The following is a 22887-nucleotide window of genomic DNA, read 5'->3' as shown; positions in this document are numbered from 1 at the left end:
GGTCGCTCATATCACCGCTCCGTTTTCCGAGCCGTGAATCATGCTGCGCGTTGGAAATCAATGCATCCTGACCCTAGTCCGCCACTAGCGAAAATGGCCAAGTTCGCTAGCTCAATCTGCTGAATAGCCACGCTCCGCCAATTGCAAATAACTCATCAAAACGCCACACAGGGCGTCAAAGAATCCTTCAGCGGTGAGCCTACTTTGGTGCCACTCTCTGTCCGTCGTCAGGGTTTTGGGACAGATGGCGGCGTGATCTAAAAGGGGATGTGACCCATCCGATTGGTCTGCCTCTCTGCGCATTGTTGCCGTTAGATGGGACTTGTACCGCACTCGCAGCGAACGGCAGCACTGTGGCCTTCCTGCCAAATAGCCGGTGGCACGGTGATAGGGGACCATCGGGCTGGTGCACGTTATTAACGGGATTGGGCGGCAGCTTTTTTGGGATTCATGCGGCAATTCCCTGGGAATACGCAGTTGCTAGCCTGTGTCTGTGCAGAGCCGAGTTTGCCGTCTCCAATGTCGCAAGGGAAACGGGTTTCAGTTGAGCTAACACGCCCTTTCAAGCTATTCGATTCGCCAAAAAAGAATCTCGCTGCTACCGCCCCCTTTAAACGATCTACAAAAGGTGGGTAAAAGGGTGGATTAACTCAAAAGAACAATGCACAGCGCTTTGTTTTTATTGAGTAATTTTCGGATTTATGGTGCCCCCACACGGACTCGAACCGCGGACCTACTGATTACAAATCAGTTGCTCTACCAGCTGAGCTATAGGGGCGTTGACCGTCGATTAATGTCTCCGGTCAAAGACTTCAAGCCAGAAATTTATCATCGAGTGAGGGATTGTCGAATTTCCTGAGAAAGTGTGAAATCACTCGCAACGAAATGCCCAGTCTTGATAACAATGAACCAAAGCCAAAATGGCTCGGCAAGACAGTCGGGCGCAGGGAGCATGATGCAGGTAGTCATTCACGCCGGAGTCCCCTTTACGGATGCGGGCCAATTGTTGGCAACGCTCGCGGCACACAAAGGCGCTTTGTACAAGGCAGGGACCCTGCCCTTAGGGCCGCGCCGGTGCAGGCAATTCGTCAAAGTCATGTCTGACGCCTTGGCGAGCGGATTGCCCGTTGCCGAAGCGCGCGAACAGATGAAGGGCGTGCTGCCTGATGCTGCGGATATTCAACGCATCGTTGTCTCAAGCGAAAAGTTCTTTGGGCCGATGCGCGCGGCCTTGCAACATGGGCAAATCTATCCATTCGCAGGGAAGCGGGCCGCGTATACGCAGGACCTGCTGAACGGCGCGCAGATCGAGATATTTGCCGGTTTGATGAACCCCGGCCTCTTTATCCCAAGGGTTCTGACGGCACTGGACCCGGCGCGCACCAGATCAATACTGGATACGACAGACCTGAGCTGCCTCAGCTGGGTCACCATGATCGAAGACCTGGGCGATCTGGTTCCAGATGTCAAAATCACCCTTTGGGAGAACGAGGATTCGCCACTGATATGGGGAGATATCCTGCGCGCCATGGCCGGTTTGCCCGACAGCATTGCGATCCCTGGAGAACATACCCTGCTCGCTTCTTTACTGACCGAACAGGGTAAGCATAAGCTTTTGCCGCTGATCCAGCAGGAGCAATCCGGAGCGCGGCTTGCATCGCGCGACGAACTGGCAGGGCTACTTGAGGCCCATGCTCAACCCGACCGGGTTGAGGAGGAATTGGACCTGCCCGGCTGGAGCACTGAAATAGTCAGTGCGTTTTCCGAGCTGTATGCACAAGACATGGCAAAAATCCGAACGATGCCAAATGTTCGAATACTAGAGGTCTGAACCAGTCAGACGCTCTACATTCCCAATGCTTCTTTGTACATTTCCAGCACTGCTTCTTCTTCGGCGATGTCGTCCTTGTCGCGCTTGCGCAGGGCAATAACCTTCCGCATGACCTTGGTGTCGTAACCCCGAGCCTTGGCCTCGGCCATGACCTCTTTTTGCTGCTCAGCCAGGTCCTTCTTTTCAGCATCCAGCCGTTCAAATCGTTCGATGAACTGGCGCAGCTCACCTGCGGTCACACGGTAATTGGCGGCTGCCTGATCTTCGGTCATGTCTTCCATAGGCGTCTCTCCCCTAGGCTAGAATCTGATGCTGCGACATTGGCAAGACGCCGGATACAGTGCAGCCGCGCCGGTCGCAAGCACCCAATCCTGAACCGAGCCCAAAGCACGCTTGTGCGAATTGTCCCGATCCTTTAAGCGCGGGTGTGGATCAGGCAGCTTTGCGGGGAACCATGTTTGAATTCATCACCTGGGGCGGGGCTGCCCTGTCCGTTGCCGGGCTTGCCGGGCTGGTCTGGTGTATTCTTCGCGTGATGAAAGCGCGCAAGGCCGGACTGTCAGATGATGAACTGCGCGCGGTTGTGCAGGGCGTTCTACCGTGGAATCTCGGATCACTTTTCCTGTCGGTGATTGGCCTGATGCTGGTCATCCTCGGTATTTCCTTTGGATGACCTCGCGGATTTAGACAGGCATATTGTCAAACTGCGCTTCCATTGCATCTTCGCACAAGGCCGAATCCAGACGGCGCAACCGAGATGGAACATGCATGCCCTGACGGCGCATGCGGTCAACGATCTTGCTGACACTCGGCTGCAGGGCCAAGCGCGTATCGAGACAGGCATTCTCGAGCTTTTGTTCAATCTCTGAAAATTCGGAATACAGGGTGTTCTGTTTCATTTCGCTCCTCCCAGATGGTGCTAGTATCTCCGATATAGGTAACGGGATTAAGACCAGAACAATCTAACCTCAGGTTGTGCGGAATCTTGCCGGGTAATTCGGCGGCTTCGGCAATCTTTCCCAGTTCGACTAAAGTTTAATCCAATATTGGTATGGCTGCCTTGACAGACATCAATTGCCAAATCGGCTGTTGAAACACATTCCATAGTCAATATATGTAAATTGAACCGGGACGGAGGATGATATGACCCCCAAAGTGCAAGCTTTTTTTGATGATCAAACCTTCACAGTTTCCTATGTCGTGCACGAACCCGAAGGTCGGGCCTGCGCCATTGTCGACAGCGTTCTGGATTTTGATCATGCGTCGGGCCGCACCGGGACGCAGGCCGCCGACGCGATCGTTGACTATGTCAAGTCAAACAATCTGAAGGTCGAGTGGATCCTCGAAAGCCATGTCCACGCCGATCATCTGTCGGCCGCGCCTTATATTCAGGAAAAGCTGGGTGGTAAAATCGGGATCGGCGATCAGATCGTGACGGTGCAGGACACCTTTGGCAAAGTGTTCAACGAAGGCACTGAATTCCAACGCGATGGCAGCCAGTTCGATGCCCTGTTCAAGCAAGGCGACAGCTTTCATATCGGTCAGATGCGCGGGGATGTGTTGCATACGCCCGGTCATACCCCAGCCTGTCTGACCTATGTCATCGGCGACGCGGCTTTCGTAGGAGACACGTTGTTCATGCCGGATTTTGGCACCGCGCGATGCGACTTTCCTGGTGGATCGTCCTCCACGCTTTATGAATCTATCCAAAAAATCCTCGCCTTGCCCGACGAAACACGGATCTACGTAGGGCATGACTACAAGGCCCCAGGCCGGGATCAGTACGCCTGGGAGACGACAGTCGGCGAACAAAAAGCGCTCAACATTCATATCGGACAGGGGCGCAGCATCGAAGAGTTCGTGGAAATGCGCGATGCACGGGATGCAACGCTGGCGATGCCGCGCCTGATCCTGCCGTCTTTGCAGGTCAATATGCGCGCGGGTCAGATGCCCCCGGCGGATGAGCAGGGCGATGTGATGCTGAAGTTGCCGATCAACAAGCTCTGACCCTTCGACATCAACAGTAAGGACGAAACAGATATGGATGCATCTTGGGTGATGGGCCTTTTGGGCGGGCTGCTGATTGGCCTAGGCGGTGCGGTGTATCTGCTGGGCAATGGCCGCGTCATGGGCGCCAGCGGGATATTGGGCGGGCTGGTCGATGGCAGCGCGCGCAACGAAAGCGCCGAGCGTCTGGCATTTATTGCCGGCTTAATCGGAATGCCCCTACTGATGCGCCCATTGATCGCACCACAATCCGAAACGCATCTGACCGAAAATCTGCTGCTGGTCGTGGTCGCAGGGCTGCTGGTGGGTGTCGGAACCCGCATCGCAAATGGCTGTACCTCTGGCCACGGGGTGTGCGGCATCTCTCGATTCTCGCTGCGGGGTATCGTGGCAACACTGATTTACATCGCATCCGGTGCGCTGACCGTTTTGGCCCTGCGGCACATTCTGGGGGTCATCTGATGCGCATCCTGATCGCTTTATTCGCAGGGGCCTTGTTTGGCACCGGCCTGCTGGTTTCGGGCATGACTGACACGACCAAGGTTCAAGGTTGGTTGGACCTGTTCGGCGCCTGGGACCCGACGCTTGCCTTTGTCATGGGTGGGGCCATCCTGCCTATGCTGATCGCCTGGCGGATGACCAACGGACGGCAACCTATCGTTGGCGGCCAATTTCCAGCACCTCCACGCCCCGAACTGGACCGTCGCCTAATCATCGGCTCTGCGCTGTTTGGCATGGGCTGGGGGCTTGTTGGGCTCTGCCCCGGGCCTGCGATGGCTTCGCTAAGTTTCGGGGGCCTTGGCGGGCTGCTGTTTGTGTTGGCGATGATCACTGGAATGTTCATCGCACCTGGCCTTGGCGCACAGCTAGACAGGGCTGCAAACCCAACCTAAGGATTTGGCATGGAGATTCGCCCAATTACCCCCCGCTACGCCGTCTCACCGCAGATCTCGGTTGAGGATGTGCCCGCCATCGCCCAAGCCGGGTTCGTCAAGGTGATTTGCAACCGTCCCAATGACGAGGTTCCCTCAGACATGCAATCCGACACCATCGGCGAGGCAGTGCGCGCAGCCGGGTTGGAGTATGAGGTTCTGGAACTGACCCACCAGACCATGACGCCCGAAAACGTGGCACGTCAGAGGGATATGGCCGAAGCTTGTGGCGGACCGGTTTTGGCATATTGTGCATCTGGCACACGGTGTTCGGTCGTCTGGGCCCTTGGTCAATGCGACCGGATGAGCACCGATGACATTCTAAGTGCCACAACACATGCAGGGTACCAGTTGGAAAACCTGCGCCCGGCATTGGATCACATGCGCAAGGCTGTCGACTAATGTTTCGGGATCTCGGGCGACTAACTCGCGTCTTCGGGGCCGTCCAGCCCCGCTAGTTGCGATATCTCAGCCACCATTTGTTCAGAGTTTTCAAAACTCAGATCACCGTCTTGTGCCTCTAGGGTGTCCGGATCAGCATCATAATCCGTAACATCGACGGCTTGGGCGCCCAGAGGCATATCAGGTGCGTTTTGGCTGGCCGAGGCTGCCCGGCTTTCAATAAACTCCTGCGTCTCAACATCTGACAGAGCAGCCAAAGGGGCCTGTTCGTTAATCCGCACCGCGCGCAGTCCGCCACATTGGCCAAGCCGGCCAACCGCAGTCCGCGACCGATCAATGGCCAGAATTTCCGTCCGGTCAATGCGCGCATGTTGCAGCGGCAGAATATCCCCGGCGCTTAGCCCTGAAAGGTCAGACAGTGGCACGTTCATGCGGCACAAAACGGCATTCAATTCGGCCCGGACAACGCCAGAGGATTGCTCCAGGCTGGGGCCCTCATCCGTTTCGGGGATCAGGCAATCCTCTTCCGGGGATGACTGTTGAGGCAACAAAATACAGACATGACCCTGCCGAACGCCACCTGCCAGATCGACCGTCAGTTCGAACCCACAATACAGATCTTCAACCAATGTCAGGCAAACGGATCGCAAATCCTGCGCACGGGACATGTATTCATAGCCGATCAGCCCAACATCATCTGATGCATTTTCGGCCAGCTCAGCCGCCTTGGCCAGCGCAGCTTCCAGCAGCGGCGCCGTCATAGCAGCATCCGTATTTGTGAACGCGCGCGCCTCTGGCGCAGTTTCGGTGACCTGACCAATAGTCTGGGTTTGCAAAATCGCCGACACCGCATTTGGATCCAGGCAGGCGGCTGCAATTCCATCTGGCCCTTTCAGGAACAGCAGCAGCCAGTCATTCCCAACCACATCGACCAGATCATTGGCAGGCTGCAGCGATTGCTTCGCACCAATCACAGCAAGGGGCAGGTTCAACCGATCCGCCGCTGCCCGCGCGAATCCCAGGCGCAGTGCGCGCAGCACTGAGCGCGGCCGGTTCTTCAAATTCTCGCGCCCCGCTGAAAGCTTTCGCAACAGCGCGGTGTTCCCTGCCTCTGACATGACCAAAACTCACCAATTGTTCGAGCCTCTGACCCTTGATGTAACCCGGTGAGTGTTACGAAGTTCTTTACCCGCACGTCATTGGGCCGCTTGTTGATAGGCCAAAGGAAGGCTGACACGGAACGCAGCCCCGCCCTGCCCCGGCAGATAACTGATCTCGCCCCCAAGCCGCTGCATGATCTCACGGCAGATCGCCAGCCCCAGCCCCGCGCCGCCGGCCTTATCGATCCCGATCCGCGCAAATTTTTCAAACACCATCGACTGGGCATCAACCGGGATGCCACTGCCATTGTCAACGAAATCAATCACCACGCGACCCCCGATATCATGGGCCGAAATCGTCAAAACGGGCTCATCCGCATCGCAGTATTTCTGAGCGTTGGAAATCAGGTTGATGACGACCTGTCCGAAACGGTCCAGGTCGGTATGTAGCGGAATACGCTCCGCAGCGCGTGTTCGGCGGATTGTCAGAGGTTTCGATGCTCCGGCCAACGCGGTTGAGACCGCACGATCCAGTATTGAACGCAGGCTACCATCGCTCATGTTCAGGCTGACCTGACCATTTTCCAGCACGCTCAAGTCCAACAGATCGTCCAGCAACCGCGTCAGACGCAAGGCTTCATCGTGAATGGTTGCGGCAAAGCGGGTCTGTTCCTCAGCGCTGAGCCCCGTGGTATCGCGCAGGATTTCGGAAAACGCCCGGATCGAGGTCATCGGGGTGCGCAGCTCATGGCTGACCTGGCTTAAGAAGCTGTCTTTTTGTTCCGACATAAGGGTCAGCTTGGTATTGGCTTCGCGCAGCTGCCGCGCGGTCCGGCTTAGTTCAGCCGACTTGACCTCCAGCTGGCTGGAGTATTCCAGCAACTGAGCGGATTCGTCCGCCACAGCCAACAAATCCTCGACCGAAATTGAGGCACCTCCCACGATCTGGCCAATCATGGCATGGGCCGTGGCCGCACCTACCGAACCGCTAAGCTCGCGTTCAAGCCGGTTCAGGAAGCCCGGCGTAGGCTCGGGCAGATGTGACCGTCCGCCTTGATGCTCGGCTTCGGCCTGAAAGAACGCCTGTGCGGGGCCGGTGCCTAGAATGCGCTGGGTCATGATCATCAAATCTTCGCTTTGCGCCACCGACCCCGACCAGCCGCGCGGCGCAACGGAATGGTCAAAGACATTCACAAACTGGGCCCCCTGCAAACGCTCCAATGGGCTCGGGAAGCTAAGAAGCGACGCGACGCAGAAGACGATTGTGTTCAAAGATATCGACCACATCACTGTGTGGACCATCGGGTCCATCCCCTCGATTCCGAACAGGGCCTGAGGGCGCAGCCAACCTATCCCGAAAGGGCCCTGCTCGATAACCGATTGAGGCATCCAAAGCCCGCCCATTCCCGGCAAGAGCAGCGTATAGCACCAAAGTGCAAAACCCACCGTCAGCCCGGCCAAGGCACCGATGCGCGTGGCGCCGCGCCAGAACAATCCGCCCACCAGAGCGGGCAGCATCTGCGAGACCCCCGCAAAGGCGATCAACCCGATGGAAGCCAGCGCCGCGCCGTCACCAATCAGGCTGTAATAGAAATACCCAAGCATCATGATGACCGCGATCGACACTCGGCGTGCCATCAAAACGATGGTCCGCACATCACCGGGGGCCGAGCCCACGCGTTCATGCGTATTCAGCCAGATCGGCATGACAATCTGGTTCGACACCATCGTCGAAAGTGCCATCGCGGTGATGATCACCATCGAGGTTGCCGACGAAAAACCACCGATAAAGGACAGCATGGCAAGCCAGTCATTGCCCTGTGACAGCGGCACCGTCAGCACGAAAAGATCAGGGTTCGAGCCAGGTGGCAAAAGGTCTAAACCAACCACCGCGATAGGAACAACAAACAGGCTCATCAGCAGCAGGTACAACGGGAAAGCCCAGGCCGCGGTGCTCAGATGGCCCTCATCGTCGTTTTCAACAACCATAACTTGAAACATGCGCGGCAGACAGACAAAGGCGGCGGCGGATAGAAAGATGAACACGGTCCAACGACCTGCGTCGATGTTCCATTGGCCGATCTCCGAGGCATCAATCTGATCCATCATCGGACCAATCCCGCCAGCAATCCCCCACACGACGAACACGCCAACGGCGATCAGGGCGAACAATTTCACCACCGATTCCACCGCAATCGCTGTGACCACGCCATGATGACGCTCGTTCACATCCAGATTTCGCGTGCCGAACAGAATAGCGAAGACAGCCAGCCCGGCGGCAACCCAAAACACGTTTGATCCGCTTGGGTAAAGGCCAGATGGAGCAGCCTCGACAAAAATCGAAAATGACAGGGTGATCGACTGAAGTTGCAGGGCTATATACGGCGTACCGGCAAGAACCGCCAAAATAGTGACGCACACGGCAAGCGTGTTGGACTTTCCGTAGCGAGACGACAACAGGTCGGCGATCGAGGTCACCCTTTGGCTGCGTGCAACCCGGACCAGCTTACGTAGCCCCCACCACCAGCTGACCATAACCAGCGTTGGCCCCAGATAGATCGTGACGTATTCCAGCCCGGATCGCGCGGCATTGCCAACCGCGCCATAAAAGGTCCAGGCGGTACAATAGATCGACAAGGAAAGCGTGTAGATTAGGGGCGACCGCAGCCATTTCCCACGCCCCGCCTCGGCCATTCTTTCAGCGGCGAAAGCCACACCAAACAGCAGAACCACATAGCCCAGGCTGACCAATATCAGAATATTCGGCGTCGCCATCACTCAGTGTCCGCACCTATATCGTCGCGAACCCCCAACCCTCTGGCCGTCAGGCCAAAGATCAGGCCAGTCGCGATCAGCACGCCCCAGCACACAAAGATGTACAGCATAGCCGATGAAAGCGGCACAGCGTTGTCGCCCCCGTTCTGATCAGGCCACAGCAGCGGCAGTGCCAAAAGCGCCGCACCCAGAAACGGCAACAGCCGGGCCGCATCAGCCAGCCTGCGGCGGCGGTAGCTTTGCCGCCCAAGGAATAGTGAGGACCGTTTGCCCTTTGGTATCCGGTCTATGTCACTATCAGAGTTCATGCCCGTGAGGCCTGCGCGTGTAGATCGCGCACCGCAGTCAAGACCTCGGCATTTGAAAACGGTTTTGTCATGAACCGGCTGACCCCTGCATTTTCGGCCATTTCCCGATCACGGGATTGTCCGCGTGCCGTCAGCATCAGGACAGGCAGGCGTTGCATCCCGTCCAATTCGCGCAGGTCACGCAGAATATCCATGCCGTTCTTTCCCGGAAGCATGACATCAAGGATGACAAGATCCGGGGCCGCAGCCTGAATCACCTGAACCGCATCAGAACCTTCCGAATGCGTTTCAACCTGCCAGCCTTCGCGTGTCAGCAAAAAGCGGATGGCCTCAGCGATGTTCGGCTCATCCTCGATCAACAGAACCTTACGGCTCATATTTTCAATTCCTCCCCATGGCAGATCGCGCTCTAGGCCCGCTGCCACCGCCAGATTAAGCGGTCAGTCATCGACCTGTCAAAAACCTTCGCTCAGAATCGAAGGCTCGCGCCGCGATGTGCAATCTCGGCTGGGGCAGACCCGGCAATTGGCCCCGACCTGGGTCAAAGCCGATGCCCCTTCTTCCCCGACCGGTCGCACCAGCATAACCGACCGATAAGCCGGGTCCTGATCATAGCCTGGCACCGCATGAGGCCAAGCATAGGCGTGACATTCGAACTCAGCCGCACTGCGCCCCAACTGAGCGATTTGTCTGCGAACCGGCACCAGAGGGCGACTTAGGGCAGTGAACAATGGCCATAACGGACAAGCCTCGCCATGGCGCGGCATCACGAAACCGGGAAGCGGTTTCAGAAACAGCAGGCTGCCCGATGCATCGCACAAGGCAAGTCCTGCCGGGCGCATCAAATCCTGCTCTGGCACAAAGGCCAGACGCCGCAAAACCGTGGGGATGTCGACCGCGAAACGCTGCGCCAACGTGATGGGGTCAGGTTCGCCCTTGGCCAGAACTTGCTTTAGCTCGGCAAGCGGCATCGCCACCGCATCCCGTGCACACCATCGCAAAATCTCTAGGGCGACAGAACGGGCGGTGGCGGTGTTCAGCCCGTCTAGGGCAATGCTCTCAACCCCTACCCCCGCTTCGAGTTCGGGGAAACTGTAGTTTTGGGCGGCAAAGAAGCTCTCAACCTCTTCCAGCGGAACACTGCGCGGGGTCTTGGTCGCGTCGCTTTCATCCAGATAAGACACCAGCGCCTTAGAGCTTTCGGCCAGACGTTCAGCATCCTGATGCAGGTTCTTGTGAAACCGGTCCTGCCATTCGGCTTCGATATCCTGTGTGTCCGCCAAAATCGATGCGGTAGATCGTATTGCAGCGGCGGTCGACAAAACCTCGTGCATCGACGCGGCCAGATGCGGGTCATGCGTTAACCGGTCCGATAGCGTCTCGACCGTGCGTTCCAATGACACGACGCGCTGATGCATTTGCGCCAGAACCCCGGCCCAGCCGGGAAAGCGACCGGCAAATTCCTCCAGCCCGTCAACCTCGGCCCGTTGTCCGACTGCATCTGCCGCCGCCTCTCGCAGTGCAGAAATCAGCGTCGCCTCTATACCCTGGGTCAGCAGCGAGGGCTCCACATCCAAGGCATCGGCAATATCGACCAAAAGCTTTCCACCGATCCTGCGGCGGTTATGTTCAATCAAATTCAGATATGACGGCGAAATTCCAACACGCTTTGCAAGCTCGGATTGCCTGAGGCCCGAGATCTGACGGCGTTCACGGATCCGGCTGCCGGTAAGCGTATCGCGCATCAATGGCTTCTCCCTCGCCAAGCTTTGAATCACAATTAAGTGTTTTCAAGATATCTTATTTAATCAATGCAGTTAAGGCAGAGTTTTCAGGCGAGATTTACAAGATTAACAAAAGCAACAGCAAATCATCCACTTCAAATCCACAGCAAATTCTCATGACCTCTTCTATTTCCAACCAATTCCCGGCACGATACAACGATGAGTGACCCCGCCTTCGAATATGCCCCAATTGGGCTGGTTGAACTGGAAAACCGGATCATCCGGCGTTGCAATCTGCAATTTGCCCGGACCTTCGGAGGGGGAGAGAGCGACTATCGCAACATGCCGCTGCTGCACCTTTACCCCTCCGTCGCGGATTGGGAAAGGATCGGCGCGCGTAGCTTACAGGTGATGCGGGATACCGGCTATTACACCGATGAACGGGTGATGCGGCGACGCAATGGCGATTTATTCTGGTGTCGCGCGCGCGGCAGGTCGCTGACACCGGATGATCCGTTCCGTCACGGGATCTGGAGCTTTTCAGACATCTCGGAAGAACGCCCCGTGGTCGAACTGACTGTGCGGGAACGCGAGGTGGCGATCCTGTCCTGCCGCGGCCTCTCGGCCAAGGAAATCGGTGCCGAACTCGGCCTCAGCTATCGCACGATCGAAGCCTACCGCGCACGCCTGCTGGAAAAGTTCGGCGCGCGTAAATTATCGGAGCTCGTGGCGAAACTTTCGGGCATGCCGCTCTAACTGCGCTTTGCCCGCACAAATTCCTTGAATCACGACTTCAGACTGCGCTTTTCATGGCCCGGCGCTTAGCTTATAACGCTGCGTAATCAGACCAAAGCCCGCAGGTTTAGATGGGCCACTAGGGGAACCGTCGAGGACACTCATGACAGATACCAAACACGAAGCGGATGTAGCATTCATCAAGGCACTGGCCGAATTGCTGCGCGACAACGACCTAACTGAATTGCAGGTGAAACGCGAGTATGGCGAAGAAGACAGCCTGAATGTGCGCGTCAGCCGCATGACGCAGGCTGCCGCTGCTCCGGTTCAGGTCGCTGTTCCTGCCGCTGCCCCGGCAGCCCCCGCCGCCGCACCAGCCCCTGCTGCCGCTGCGACCGAAGCCCCACAAGATGACCCGGCCAGCCATCCTGGCGCGGTCACCTCGCCCATGGTTGGCACTGTTTACATGCAGGCCGAACCTGGCGCGCCGTCGTTCATTTCCGTCGGCGGAGCGGTGTCCGAAGGCGACACGCTGCTGATCGTCGAGGCGATGAAGACCATGAACCACATCCACGCGCCCAAATCGGGTACCGTCAAACGCATTTTGGTTGGCGACGGCGATGCTGTGGAATTCGGCACCCCTCTGGTCATCATCGAGTAAGGCGGGCCCATGTTCGACAAGATCCTGATTGCCAACCGAGGCGAGATCGCCCTGCGCGTCATCCGCGCCGCTCGCGAGATGGGGATTAAGACGGTCGCCGTCCACTCCACCGCCGATAGCGACGCGATGCATGTGCGCATGGCGGACGAATCGGTCTGCATCGGTCCCCCGCCCAGCCCGCAAAGTTATCTGTCCGTCCCCGCCATTATCTCGGCCTGTGAGATCACCGGCGCGCAGGCGATCCATCCCGGCTATGGTTTTTTGTCCGAGAACGCCGAATTCGTGCAGATCGTCGAAGACCACGACATCACCTTCATCGGCCCCACCGCCGAACATATCCGCGTGATGGGCGACAAGATTACTGCCAAGGACACAATGAAGGCGCTGGGTGTGCCGTGTGTTCCCGGTTCCGACGGTGGCGTTCCCACGTTGGAAGACGCCAAGCGCATTGGTGAGGAATTCGGCTATCCCGTGATCATCAAAGCAACCGCCGGGGGTGGCGGACGCGGCATGAAAGTCGCGATGAGAGCGGATGAGATGGAAAGCGCCTTCATGACCGCACGTGCCGAGGGTAAAGCTGCCTTTGGCAACGATGAGGTCTATATCGAAAAATACCTGACCACGCCGCGCCACATTGAGATTCAGGTCTTCGGCGATGGCAAAGGCAAGGCCGTGCATTTGGGTGAACGCGATTGTTCGCTTCAGCGCCGCCATCAGAAAGTGTTTGAAGAGGCCCCCGGCCCCAGCATCACCCCCGAAGAACGGGCCAGGATCGGTAAGATCTGCGCTGACGCTGTGGCGAAGATCAACTATATCGGCGCCGGCACCATCGAGTTCTTGTATGAAAACGGTGAGTTCTATTTCATTGAAATGAACACCCGCCTGCAGGTGGAACACCCGGTAACCGAAGGCATTTTCGGCGTCGATCTTGTGCGCGAACAAATCCGCGTCGCCTCGGGCCTGCCGATGTCATTCACTCAGGATGATCTGCAAATCGAAGGCCACGCCATCGAGGTTCGGATCAATGCTGAGAAGCTGCCCAACTTCTCCCCCTGCCCCGGTAAGATCACGGCGTATCATGCGCCCGGCGGTCTGGGCGTACGGATGGATTCGGCGCTTTATGACGGGTATTCGATCCCACCCTACTACGATTCGCTGATCGCAAAGCTGATCGTACAAGGGCGCGATCGGACCGAGGCACTGGCCCGTTTGGAGCGCGCTTTGGGAGAGTTGATCGTTGACGGCATCGACACCACCGTTCCGCTGTTCCACGCCCTACTGCAGGAACCCGACCTGCATAGCGGCGAATACAACATCCACTGGCTGGAGCACTGGCTTGCGGAGAATATGGCAGACTAACCTGTCTGGAAGGCCGGATGGAACCACTCCTCCGGCCTTCGGGTTTTTCTCATGAGCCTGACTGCGGAGCTTTTGCTGCATGGTTACTCCATCGGCATTTTTCCCATGGCTGAACATCGGGATGACCCTGAGTTGTTCTGGGTCGATCCGAAATACAGGGGTGTGTTCCCTCTGGACGGGTTTCATATCTCGCGCAGTCTGGCCCGGAGCCTGCGTAGATCCGGCTTTGACATTTCAATCAATCAGGATTTCAACGGCGTTGTTGATGGTTGCGCGGACCGTGCGGATACCTGGATCAACACCGAGTTGCGGCGCCTCTACGATCAATTGCATATGAGAGGTCACGCCCATTCACTTGAGGTTTGGGACAACGACCAACTCGTTGGCGGTGTCTATGGCGTCGTGTTGGGGGCCGCTTTCTTTGGGGAAAGCATGTTTTCGCGGCGCACAGATGCTTCAAAAATCGCCCTGGCCTATCTGGTCGACCGGCTTAGACAAACGGGCTTCAAGCTGTTTGATACACAGTTCCTGACAACTCACCTTGCGTCGCTTGGCGCCATCGAAATTCCACGCGGTACATATCGTGAAGCGCTTGAGGAAGCGATCCACGCTAGCGCCGATTTTTCTGCGGATGTTCCTCAGTCAGCGGATGGCGTGATACAGCGGATCACCCAGACGTCATAGCGCGCATGATCCAAAGCGTTCAACGCTGGTGATGTCGCAATCATCCAACCGTCAAACAGCTGATCTGCCTTGCCTTGTTCCCAGATCGTCAGATAGGCAAACGCATCACCTGTGGGGTTGTCAGCCGGGTACCTGCAATCCCCCAAGGCTACATCCAATCCAAACACGGGCTGGGTGTCGCCGTTTTGCATTTCGATATCAAGGGTCTGGCCGTTTACTTTGTCCAGGCCCCGCAACATGGCGCCGGGGCCGGATTCGACCTTCTGCTGCGCAGATGCAGCCGTTGCGCAAAACGCCATCGCCATCAGCGCCAAATACTTCATTCGCCGCTGTCTCCGGCCACGAATTTAACAAGTAGCGAAATCAGGCTGACCGCGCCTTGGGTATCTTCGATCTCATCACCGGGCTCAAAAAAGAACGGTGAGCCGCCCGGCATGACCTCAACAAAATTTCCACCCAGAAGACCTTCGGACGAGATCACAATCGCGCTGTCATCCGGAACAAGGATCCCATCCGCAATCGTAAAGGTCGTATCAGCACGATAGGTGTCTGGGTTCAGATCGACGTCGGTTACGGTGCCGATCTTGACCCCGGCCAAACGCACATCGGTACCCACGCCAACCCCTTCAAGCGACCGGAAGGAGGCCCCCAGCTCATAACCCGCGCTGCTTTGCGACAGGCCCGTTGACTGGCTGGCATAAACGCCAAATGAAATGGCAACGGCCAGAACGGCACCACCGACGATGACTTCGGTCCAATTGTGGGTCGACATTGCTCGCCTCTGTTATTCGGGGCTCCAGGCCTCGTAGTCTTTGCGCTCCACCGGGTCGGGCCGGCGCAGCGACCCTGCCGGGGTATAGGCCAGAACTGTCCCTGTCAGGTTTTCCTGATGCGGTTTTTCCCAGGACTTATGAGGCAGCGGCTTATCGGTTGGTGGCTCATCCCATGTGCGATGCAACCAGCCATGCCAATCGGGATCAACGCGGCTGGCTTCGGCCTCACCATTGAAGATCACCCAGCGTTTGCTGTCATCTGCGTTGCGATAGAAGACGTTGCCTTCGTTATCCTCACCAACTTTCACACCTTTTCGCGCGGTATAAATCTGGGTGTTCAGGGTTGCTCCATTCCACCAGGTTACGGCCCGCAAAAGAGTGTTCAGAATGCCCATTGGCTGCCTCCGGCATAGTACTCGGGAAAGGTATGAACCAAAGGCGCGCCAAGGTCCAGTACCACCGAGTTTATCAGCGTTTTTCCGGCAACGCGGCTGTTACCTCGATCTCGATACGGTCTTCGGGTGTAATCAGGTTGCACTCGATGACGGTTGCAGCCGGGGGATTGGGACCAAAGGCCTCTTTCAAGACAGGCCAGCATTGTTCAAATTCCGACATATCCGGCAGATAGTAGTTTACACGTACAATGTCCTTGAAACTCGCCCCGGCCTCAGCCAGCGCTTTGCCGATTGTATCCAGAGATGATTTGCACTGACCAACGATGTCTTGAGGGATGTCATCACCTTGGGCACAGGTTCCTGCAACGAAAACGAAACCGTTCGCCATGACCGCACGACAATATCCAACCTTTTTTTCGTACTCTCCACCAGAGTGAATTCTTCTGATCATTTGCCCCTCCTGCATAGAAAAACGACACGGTTTTACCGTGCCGCTCGTCCAGTTCTATCAAACGTCTTAGCCCGCCGATGCTGATTCAGCAGCATCCGCATAGATAATAAGCGGCTGAGACTCGGACGTAACTGCTTCGAGATTTACAACAACCTCGGTTACGTTTTTGAGGCCGGGCAGTTCAAACATTGTATCCAGCAGGATATCTTCGAGGATCGATCGCAAACCTCTAGCACCTGTCTTACGTTCGATTGCCCTCTTGGCGATCGCTTTCAGCGCATCATCGGTGAAAGCCAATTCAGCATCTTCCAGTTCGAACAGTCGCTGGTATTGCTTGACCAGAGCATTCTTGGGCTTGGTCAGAATTGTGACCAGTGCGTCTTCGTCGAGATCTTCCAGCGTTGCCAGAACAGGCAGGCGGCCGACAAATTCAGGGATCAGGCCAAATCTCAGCAGATCCTCAGGCTCGAGATCCTTGAAGATTTCACCAACACCACGATCATCATTGTCGCGCACGTCGGCACCAAAGCCCATGGCCGATCCTTTGCCGCGCTGCGCAATAATCTTGTCCAGCCCTGCAAACGCACCGCCGCAGATGAACAGGATATTCGTTGTATCCACCTGCAGGAACTCCTGCTGAGGATGTTTACGACCACCCTGAGGCGGCACACTGGCCACGGTGCCTTCCATCAGTTTCAGCAGTGCTTGCTGCACGCCTTCGCCCGAGACGTCACGCGTGATCGAAGGGTTTTCTGATTTTCGTGTAATCTTGTCGACCTCGTCAATATAGACGATGCCGCGTTGTGCGCGTTCGACATTGTATTCGCTGGCCTGCAGCAGTTTCAGGATGATGTTCTCGACATCTTCACCCACATAACCCGCCTCGGTCAGCGTGGTCGCATCCGCCATGGTGAACGGGACATCCAGGATGCGCGCCAGCGTTTGGGCAAGCAATGTCTTACCGCAGCCGGTGGGGCCGATCAGCAGAATGTTGGATTTGGCCAGTTCAATATCACCGCCAGCCTTCTGCGCATGGTTCAGACGCTTGTAGTGATTGTGGACCGCAACCGACAGGACGCGCTTTGCCGTGGCCTGACCGATGACGTAGTCGTCCAGCACCTCACAAATGTCCTTGGGCGTTGGCACCCCATCAGAAGATTTCAGCCCGCTGGCTTTAGTCTCTTCTCGGATGATGTCCATGCACAGCTCGACACATTCATCGCAGATGAAAACGGTCGGGCCTGCGATCAGCTTGCGCACCTCATGCTGGCTTTTTCCACAAAAGCTACAGTAGAGCGTGTTCTTGCTGTCACCGCCTGAATTCGTCGCCATGATCTACCTTTCGGGCTTCGTCCACACGCCCCATCCTGAGGTCGCGCTTGCGCATGTTCATGCAGCTTAGGCCAGCACTGTGGCGGCTACAATCTCAAAAATGCGCCCGACGCCGATGGCGCCAGGCTTGTTTCTTAGGCTTCTTCCGTGTCCATCTTGGCGCGGTTCTCGACGATCTCGTCGATATGGCCCCAATCTTTCGCCTCTTCCGGGCTCATAAAATTGTCACGATCCAGCGCTTTTTCAACCGCCTTTTTTGTCTGCCCTGTATGGCGCACATAGATATCATACAGACGATCTTTCAGTTTCTGCGTCTCGGCCGCGTGGATCATGATGTCGCTGGCCTGGCCCTGATAGCCGCCGCTGGGCTGGTGCACCATGATGCGGCTGTTGGGCAGCGAAAAGCGCATTCCTTTCTCACCACCGGCCAGCAGAACCGACCCCATCGAGGCCGCCTGACCGATCACCAATGTGGAACATTTCGGCTTGATGTACTGCATTGTGTCGTAAATCGACAAACCGCTGGTGACCACGCCGCCGGGCGAATTGATGTAAATCGAGATTTCTTTGTTCGGGTTTTCGGCCTCAAGATGCAGCAGCTGCGCCACTACAAGATGGCTCATCCCGTCGTGGATCGGACCGTTGATGAAAATGATCCGCTCTTTCAGCAGACGCGAGAAAATGTCATAGGCGCGCTCACCGCGGCTGGTCTGCTCGACAACCATGGGGACAAGCGTATTCATATAGGTGTCTACGGGATCGAACATTCTTAACCTGCCTGCTTTGCTATGGATCGGGAGAGTATCCCAACAAGTGTTACCCGAGTCTTAGTGTTGCCTTTGGGGGGCTGCAAGGGGTGCGCCTCACTTCGCGGGCCGATTGTGAGATTGTTGATCGCTGTTGCTACCTCAGGCCATATTCAACCGGGCTTGCCGCTTTTGTCACGAACAGCGTCGCTGATGCTGGTCCCGCTTGTGAAAAGGTGCTACCGAAATCATGATCGACCACCAAGGAGACGAGTATGATCCGAGCAATCCTGATTGGCCTGAGCCTGTTTGCCCTGACCGCCTGCGAAACCGCCAAAGGCGCGGGAAAAGATATCGAAAACGCCGGGGATGCAATCCAGAATGCGGCCACTGAGGTTCAAGAGAACATCTGACCGGCCCAGTATATTGCGGAGCCGCCCCAAAATTCATCAACATATTGTTGATCTCCTGATCCAAAGCCACTAGTCTTGCGCTACAGGTGCATAGACGCGGCATTGCATCATCTGACGCAAAGACGGGGTTCTTTCGTTCGCACGAAGGAACCCCGTTTCCATTCGAAGGGGTCTTGAATGATGCCTGTATGGAACCAGAATAGGAAAAGGCGTCAGGTGCGCAGACGCGGTCTTTGCATGTATCCTTGCGGACACTCCTGACGCCTTGCCGGGTCAGCACACCCCGAAGGGCACCCTGATCCAGTTGCCTCAGCCCCTTTCGAAGCTGCGACTGCCGTTTCGACCCGAAGGCCGTCACAGCGCACAAGATCCATTTTGAGAAGCTGATCTATCAACCCGGGATCTGACACCCAACTCGACTGTCCAGCAACCGGTAAACCCCTGCAAATCCGCGTAAATCCTAAAATCCACCCGATCCTGCGTTGGCCCCTGGCCCTTGCGCCCCGCTGCCTGTTCCGAGGAAGTGCTGCGGTAACCTTACTGTTACATTGACGCCCAATACCGGCAAGAAAATAGCACTGCAGCATGAAAATTAGACGGGGATAACCTGTTGATATCCGCCGGGAGGGCGATGTGGATAAATCGAGAAGTTTTGCAAACTGGCCTGCTTGCGCGTGGAAAACTCCGAACAGATCGAAAACGCGCAAATTTCAGGCAATGCTGCACCTGCGAAGGCCATGTTCAATCGCAAACCGACGAATCCCGCTTTGGTTGAGCCCGAATCGAAAAGCGCCCAGCCCTGTGGATTGGCGCTCTGAGAAGCGTCCCGACCTGATCATAAATACCTACTAAACGCTGCCCGCTTAGGCAACTGGTACCCCCTACTCTCGATCAGGCCGGAGACGCTCCGGTTCGCCTGTCAGTCCAGAACAGTGCTGTAGGTCGTTCTGATCCGCAGGCTACGGCGTAAACCTCCGCTGTCCTGTTAAACAGATTGGAAGGGCGCGTGCCGGTTGCAACTTTTCTAAGGAAAGCTTCATCTGCGCTTCAGCGCGGTTTTAGTTGCTGACAGCGGTCGATCATCAGAACTGAGGGCAGCGCCGGCCTGAGGGGAGGCGCAAACGCGCCGCCCCATGGGGGCGGGCCGGCGCGGCCCGGCGTTGACGCCGGGTGGGTGAGTTGATCAATGCTCCCTAAAAACTTAATAGTTTTTGGGGACGTTACGCGAACAGGGGGCCGATACCTTCATCTGGATCAGACCTTTTACGTTCATCTAGTACATCCAACCAGATTTGGTAGGTTCTTGCGATCATGTCTGTTAGTTGTTCGTAGGAGTATTTTGGGACGCCGTTAAACCAATGCGGAGTAAGCCCGAAGTTAGACGCGCTTTCTTCCCAATAGTTCAAAATCAAAAGCCCGAAATCAGCAAAATCCGGATTCGCATCAATCAGGAGATGATAGTTCATCGAGAAAACGAAGTCCCTTGCGGATTTCGACAGGCTACCGGATTTTCGTAAGTCGATAAAAGGAATTTGGGGCCGGTCATTGATCTCGACAACCAAAGAATGAGTGAGGTTTATGGAGTTATCGATACTAATCCGATGACTTCTCATCGCCTCAGCAGCAGCCTCAGTAACGCACGCCTCCCGGAAATTCAAAATCGATCTCGCACGCAATAGATTGGGCACACGATCTTGATCTCTCTTGATAGATGATCTTAGGGCTTTGATTGCATGCTCTGGCGCTATCGTAGCGTCAGGGAACATCGGCGTTGAAACCCCAAATAGAGAATTCAGACATCGCCTAGTTGGTTCAAGACTATGAGGTGGTCGAAACGCGCGCTTGTTTTTTAGACGTGCATATTGATCTCGTTCAGGTAGAACACTGATATTAGCGATGTCTGTCTCTGGTAAGCGGCGACTCGTCATGAAGCATATCCTCATCTGCTACAACAGGCCGACCCTCCCTCATCAACATGCTGTGTGTTCTGTTATCTAGAATCACATTATCTGTAATACGAAGTCCCAAAGCAATACTTTCGTCAGCACTATCCACAACATAGTGCCAAGGCCCTCCTTTGGCATGCGAAAGCGCCACGAGTTCACGCACTGTAAATCGGCTAAAACGTGTAACCGTTTCCACTACATGTCGGATCTTTTCCGGATCACTTAGTTGATCAAACGCGGCCGTTGATTTCTTAAAAACATCACGTTTCTTCGCGCGATCTTTTATCGGCATCCCTTTATTGTGCTTGAACGCTTGATACACGACGGGATGAACAGGACCATATTGCCAAGCCTCGAAATAACCCGACATCAATCGCTTGCGTGTCTGAAGTAAGTAGGCTTCATAAGAAAAATACAATAGCTTCTGCAACTCGATCTGTGTCGTGTCGAGTTTTAGAAATTCTCGTGTGTCCAGCACAAAGTTGGCTACAATTCTTGGATCAGTCTCCATTAGCTGTCCATTTTCAGCGCCGAAATGAAAGCCTCCTGAGGGATATCAACTTTTCCGAACTGGCGCATCTTCTTTTTACCTGCTTTCTGCTTGTCCAGCAGTTTGCGTTTCCGCGTCGCATCCCCGCCATAACACTTCGCGGTCACGTCCTTACGCAGGGCCGAGAGGGTCTCGCGGGCGATGACCTTGCCTCCGATGGCGGCCTGGATCGGGATTTTGAACATGTGGCGTGGGATCAGGTCCTTGAGCTTTTCGCACATCGCCCGGCCCCGCATCTCGGCCCGGTCACGGTGAACCATGGTGGACAGCGCGTCGACCGGTTCGTCATTCACCAGCACCGACATCTTGACCAGCGCGTCCTCGGTATAGCCGGTCATCTGGTAGTCGAAGCTGGCATAGCCCTTGGTCACCGATTTCAGGCGGTCGTAGAAGTCAAAGACAACCTCGTTCAGCGGCAGGTCATAGACGACCATGGCGCGGCTGCCCGCATAGGTCAGGTCCAACTGGATGCCGCGGCGGTCCTGACACAGTTTCAGCACGTCGCCGAGGTATTCATCCGGAACAAGGATGGTCGCCTTGATGCGCGGTTCCTCGATATGGTCGACCTTTGAAGGGTCGGGCATGTCGGCGGGGTTGTGCAGCTCGATCATCTCGCCGTCTTTCATGTAGACGTGATAGATCACCGAGGGCGCGGTGGTGATGAGCTCGATATCATATTCGCGTTCGATGCGGTCGCGGATGACCTCAAGGTGCAGAAGGCCGAGGAAGCCGCAGCGGAAGCCAAAGCCAAGTGCGGCCGAAGTTTCCATTTCAAAGCTGAAGCTGGCGTCGTTCAGCGCCAGTTTGTCGATCGCATCGCGCAGGTCTTCGAATTCGGCTGAATCCACGGGGAAGAGACCGCAGAACACCACCGGCTGCGCGGGTTTGAACCCGTCCAGCGCGATTTCAGTCCCGTTGCGGTCATTGGTGATCGTGTCACCGACGCGGGTGTCGCGGACCTGTTTGATCGAGGCGGTGAGAAAGCCGATCTCACCGGGGCCGAGGCTGTCGACCATCTCCATCTCGGGCCGGAAAACGCCGACGCGGTCGACATGGTGCAGGGTGCCGTTCGACATGAACTTGACCCGCATCCCCTTTTTCAGCGTACCGTCCATGATGCGGACCAGAACGATGACGCCGAGATAGGCGTCGTACCACGAATCCACCAGCATCGCCTTGAGCGGCGCGTCCAGATTGCCCTGCGGTGCGGGCAGTTGCTGCACGATGGCTTCCAGCGTCTCGTGTATGCCCTGCCCGGTCTTGGCGCTGACCTGAATGGCGTCGGTCGCGTCGATGCCGATCACATCCTCGATCTGTTCGGCCACGCGGTCACAATCGGACGCGGGCAGGTCGATCTTGTTCAGCACCGGCACGATTTCATGATCGGCGTCGATGGCCTGATACACGTTCGCCAGCGTCTGCGCCTCGACCCCCTGGGTCGAGTCCACGACCAGCAGAGAGCCTTCGACCGCGCGCATCGACCGGCTGACCTCATAGGCAAAGTCCACGTGACCGGGCGTGTCGATCAGGTTCAGCACGTATTTCTCCCCATTGTCGGCGGTATAGTCGATGCGGACTGTGTTGGCCTTGATGGTGATGCCACGCTCGCGCTCGATATCCATGCTGTCGAGCAGCTGTTCCTTCATGTCGCGATCCTTGACCGTTCCGGTCTCTTGGATGAGCCGGTCAGCAAGGGTGGATTTGCCATGGTCGATATGCGCGACGATGGAGAAATTGCGGATATGAGCGAGGTCTGTCATGGG

27 protein-coding genes and 1 tRNA gene are annotated in these 22887 nt (G+C 56.3%); 11 read left to right on the top strand and 17 right to left on the bottom strand.

Annotated elements, in window-relative coordinates:
• Nucleotides 1-702: 702 nt before the first annotated feature.
• Nucleotides 703-778: transfer RNA gene (locus AC2FFE_RS18255), tRNA-Thr, on the bottom strand.
• Between the two features lie 174 nt (nucleotides 779-952).
• On the opposite strand from AC2FFE_RS18255, the gene AC2FFE_RS18250 reads away from it, so the two are divergent.
• Nucleotides 953-1831, top strand: a complete 879-nt coding sequence (locus AC2FFE_RS18250) for a hypothetical protein (protein WP_496847305.1) — start codon at nucleotides 953-955, stop codon at nucleotides 1829-1831.
• A gap of 14 nt (nucleotides 1832-1845) precedes the next feature.
• Here AC2FFE_RS18250 and AC2FFE_RS18245 read toward each other — a convergent pair whose 3' ends face one another.
• Nucleotides 1846-2112 carry a DUF2312 domain-containing protein gene (locus tag AC2FFE_RS18245; protein ID WP_170426601.1) on the bottom strand — a complete coding sequence of 89 codons (267 nt, stop codon included), beginning with the start codon at nucleotides 2110-2112 and terminating at the stop codon, nucleotides 1846-1848.
• 173 nt (nucleotides 2113-2285) lie between these two features.
• Between AC2FFE_RS18245 and AC2FFE_RS18240 the strand changes: the two genes are divergently transcribed.
• Nucleotides 2286-2504 (top strand): hypothetical protein, encoded by a 219-nt coding sequence (locus AC2FFE_RS18240; RefSeq protein WP_170530829.1) that lies wholly within the window; start codon nucleotides 2286-2288, stop codon nucleotides 2502-2504.
• 10 nt (nucleotides 2505-2514) lie between these two features.
• Here the strand turns inward: AC2FFE_RS18240 and AC2FFE_RS18235 are convergent, their stop codons facing one another.
• Nucleotides 2515-2730 carry a hypothetical protein gene (locus AC2FFE_RS18235; protein ID WP_496817273.1) on the bottom strand — a complete coding sequence of 72 codons (216 nt, stop codon included), beginning with the start codon at nucleotides 2728-2730 and terminating at the stop codon, nucleotides 2515-2517.
• A gap of 244 nt (nucleotides 2731-2974) precedes the next feature.
• Here AC2FFE_RS18235 and AC2FFE_RS18230 point away from each other — a divergent pair, with 244 nt between their 5' ends.
• From AC2FFE_RS18230 to AC2FFE_RS18215, 4 genes are read left to right on the top strand one after another with little or no spacing between them, the layout of a single operon-like run.
• Nucleotides 2975-3838, top strand: coding sequence for an MBL fold metallo-hydrolase (locus AC2FFE_RS18230; RefSeq protein ID WP_496817272.1), 864 nt, complete (start codon nucleotides 2975-2977; stop codon nucleotides 3836-3838).
• A 33-nt stretch (nucleotides 3839-3871) separates the two neighbouring features.
• Nucleotides 3872-4300 (top strand): YeeE/YedE family protein, encoded by a 429-nt coding sequence (locus AC2FFE_RS18225; RefSeq protein ID WP_496817271.1) that lies wholly within the window; start codon nucleotides 3872-3874, stop codon nucleotides 4298-4300.
• Nucleotides 4300-4731, top strand: a complete 432-nt coding sequence (locus AC2FFE_RS18220) for a DUF6691 family protein (RefSeq protein WP_496817270.1) — start codon at nucleotides 4300-4302, stop codon at nucleotides 4729-4731. Before AC2FFE_RS18225 ends, AC2FFE_RS18220 begins: the two co-directional genes overlap by 1 nt.
• 9 nt (nucleotides 4732-4740) lie before the next feature.
• Nucleotides 4741-5172 carry a protein tyrosine phosphatase family protein gene (locus AC2FFE_RS18215; RefSeq protein WP_496817269.1) on the top strand — a complete coding sequence of 144 codons (432 nt, stop codon included), beginning with the start codon at nucleotides 4741-4743 and terminating at the stop codon, nucleotides 5170-5172.
• A gap of 20 nt (nucleotides 5173-5192) precedes the next feature.
• On the opposite strand, the gene AC2FFE_RS18210 is transcribed toward AC2FFE_RS18215, so the two are convergent.
• The 5 genes from AC2FFE_RS18210 to AC2FFE_RS18190 form a co-directional block, all read right to left on the bottom strand.
• Complete coding sequence (locus tag AC2FFE_RS18210; RefSeq protein ID WP_496847304.1) at nucleotides 5193-6290, bottom strand: FliM/FliN family flagellar motor C-terminal domain-containing protein; 1098 nt, start codon at nucleotides 6288-6290, stop codon at nucleotides 5193-5195.
• Nucleotides 6291-6368: 78 nt separating this feature from the next.
• Nucleotides 6369-9047, bottom strand: coding sequence for an ATP-binding protein (locus AC2FFE_RS18205; RefSeq protein WP_496817267.1), 2679 nt, complete (start codon nucleotides 9045-9047; stop codon nucleotides 6369-6371).
• The gene (locus AC2FFE_RS18200) at nucleotides 9047-9355 is read right to left on the bottom strand and encodes a hypothetical protein (RefSeq protein WP_496817266.1); all 309 of its coding nucleotides are present in this window, start codon (nucleotides 9353-9355) and stop codon (nucleotides 9047-9049) included. Before AC2FFE_RS18200 ends, AC2FFE_RS18205 begins: the two co-directional genes overlap by 1 nt.
• Entirely contained in the window at nucleotides 9352-9732 is a 381-nt protein-coding gene (locus tag AC2FFE_RS18195; protein ID WP_496817265.1) for a response regulator transcription factor, read from the bottom strand. The genes AC2FFE_RS18200 and AC2FFE_RS18195 overlap by 4 nt, the downstream gene beginning before the upstream one ends.
• A gap of 78 nt (nucleotides 9733-9810) precedes the next feature.
• Nucleotides 9811-11100: a helix-turn-helix domain-containing protein gene (locus tag AC2FFE_RS18190; protein ID WP_496847303.1), complete on the bottom strand. Its 1290-nt coding sequence runs from the start codon at nucleotides 11098-11100 to the stop codon at nucleotides 9811-9813.
• A gap of 198 nt (nucleotides 11101-11298) precedes the next feature.
• On the opposite strand from AC2FFE_RS18190, the gene AC2FFE_RS18185 reads away from it, so the two are divergent.
• The 4 genes from AC2FFE_RS18185 to aat all read left to right on the top strand — a co-directional run bounded on the left by AC2FFE_RS18185 (nucleotide 11299) and on the right by aat (nucleotide 14518).
• Entirely contained in the window at nucleotides 11299-11835 is a 537-nt protein-coding gene (locus AC2FFE_RS18185; RefSeq protein WP_496817263.1) for a LuxR C-terminal-related transcriptional regulator, read from the top strand.
• Between the two features lie 142 nt (nucleotides 11836-11977).
• The gene (gene accB / locus AC2FFE_RS18180) at nucleotides 11978-12475 is read left to right on the top strand and encodes an acetyl-CoA carboxylase biotin carboxyl carrier protein (protein WP_496817262.1); all 498 of its coding nucleotides are present in this window, start codon (nucleotides 11978-11980) and stop codon (nucleotides 12473-12475) included.
• 9 nt (nucleotides 12476-12484) lie between these two features.
• On the top strand, nucleotides 12485-13834 hold the full coding sequence (accC, locus tag AC2FFE_RS18175) for an acetyl-CoA carboxylase biotin carboxylase subunit (RefSeq protein WP_496817261.1): 1350 nt from the start codon (nucleotides 12485-12487) through the stop codon (nucleotides 13832-13834).
• Between the two features lie 51 nt (nucleotides 13835-13885).
• Nucleotides 13886-14518 (top strand): leucyl/phenylalanyl-tRNA--protein transferase, encoded by a 633-nt coding sequence (gene aat, locus AC2FFE_RS18170; RefSeq protein ID WP_496847302.1) that lies wholly within the window; start codon nucleotides 13886-13888, stop codon nucleotides 14516-14518.
• Here the strand turns inward: aat and AC2FFE_RS18165 are convergent.
• From AC2FFE_RS18165 to AC2FFE_RS18140, 6 genes are all read right to left on the bottom strand, one after another.
• A complete protein-coding gene (locus tag AC2FFE_RS18165) occupies nucleotides 14473-14841 on the bottom strand; it encodes a DUF2155 domain-containing protein (RefSeq protein ID WP_496847301.1) in 369 nt (122 codons plus the stop codon). The two genes, aat and AC2FFE_RS18165, sit on opposite strands and share 46 nt — an antisense overlap.
• The gene (gene mlaD, locus AC2FFE_RS18160) at nucleotides 14838-15290 is read right to left on the bottom strand and encodes an outer membrane lipid asymmetry maintenance protein MlaD (RefSeq protein WP_496847300.1); all 453 of its coding nucleotides are present in this window, start codon (nucleotides 15288-15290) and stop codon (nucleotides 14838-14840) included. The genes AC2FFE_RS18165 and mlaD overlap by 4 nt, the downstream gene beginning before the upstream one ends.
• Before the next feature lie 12 nt (nucleotides 15291-15302).
• A complete protein-coding gene (locus tag AC2FFE_RS18155; protein ID WP_496817257.1) occupies nucleotides 15303-15686 on the bottom strand; it encodes an NADH:ubiquinone oxidoreductase subunit NDUFA12 in 384 nt (127 codons plus the stop codon).
• Between the two features lie 73 nt (nucleotides 15687-15759).
• Nucleotides 15760-16137 (bottom strand): RidA family protein, encoded by a 378-nt coding sequence (locus AC2FFE_RS18150; RefSeq protein WP_496847299.1) that lies wholly within the window; start codon nucleotides 16135-16137, stop codon nucleotides 15760-15762.
• Between the two features lie 66 nt (nucleotides 16138-16203).
• Nucleotides 16204-17469, bottom strand: coding sequence for an ATP-dependent Clp protease ATP-binding subunit ClpX (gene clpX / locus AC2FFE_RS18145; protein ID WP_496847298.1), 1266 nt, complete (start codon nucleotides 17467-17469; stop codon nucleotides 16204-16206).
• 134 nt (nucleotides 17470-17603) lie between these two features.
• Nucleotides 17604-18236 (bottom strand): ATP-dependent Clp protease proteolytic subunit, encoded by a 633-nt coding sequence (locus AC2FFE_RS18140; protein WP_170530866.1) that lies wholly within the window; start codon nucleotides 18234-18236, stop codon nucleotides 17604-17606.
• Nucleotides 18237-18490: 254 nt separating this feature from the next.
• On the opposite strand from AC2FFE_RS18140, the gene AC2FFE_RS18135 reads away from it, so the two are divergent.
• On the top strand, nucleotides 18491-18628 hold the full coding sequence (locus tag AC2FFE_RS18135) for an entericidin A/B family lipoprotein (protein WP_353006163.1): 138 nt from the start codon (nucleotides 18491-18493) through the stop codon (nucleotides 18626-18628).
• Nucleotides 18629-19848: 1220 nt separating this feature from the next.
• Here the strand turns inward: AC2FFE_RS18135 and AC2FFE_RS18130 are convergent.
• From AC2FFE_RS18130 to lepA, 3 genes are read right to left on the bottom strand one after another with little or no spacing between them, the layout of a single operon-like run.
• Nucleotides 19849-20556 carry a hypothetical protein gene (locus AC2FFE_RS18130; protein WP_496847297.1) on the bottom strand — a complete coding sequence of 236 codons (708 nt, stop codon included), beginning with the start codon at nucleotides 20554-20556 and terminating at the stop codon, nucleotides 19849-19851.
• Nucleotides 20519-21085: a type VI toxin-antitoxin system SocA family antitoxin gene (gene socA / locus AC2FFE_RS18125; protein WP_496847296.1), complete on the bottom strand. Its 567-nt coding sequence runs from the start codon at nucleotides 21083-21085 to the stop codon at nucleotides 20519-20521. The genes AC2FFE_RS18130 and socA overlap by 38 nt, the downstream gene beginning before the upstream one ends.
• On the bottom strand, nucleotides 21085-22884 hold the full coding sequence (gene lepA, locus AC2FFE_RS18120) for a translation elongation factor 4 (protein WP_496847295.1): 1800 nt from the start codon (nucleotides 22882-22884) through the stop codon (nucleotides 21085-21087). Before lepA ends, socA begins: the two co-directional genes overlap by 1 nt.
• Nucleotides 22885-22887: the final 3 nt, after the last annotated feature.

The sequence above is a fragment of the Ruegeria sp. YTSA168 genome (genome assembly GCF_059610045.1).
The sequence above is the reverse complement of the archived record's forward strand: the minus strand, read 5'-3'. Positions and strand labels throughout refer to the sequence as shown.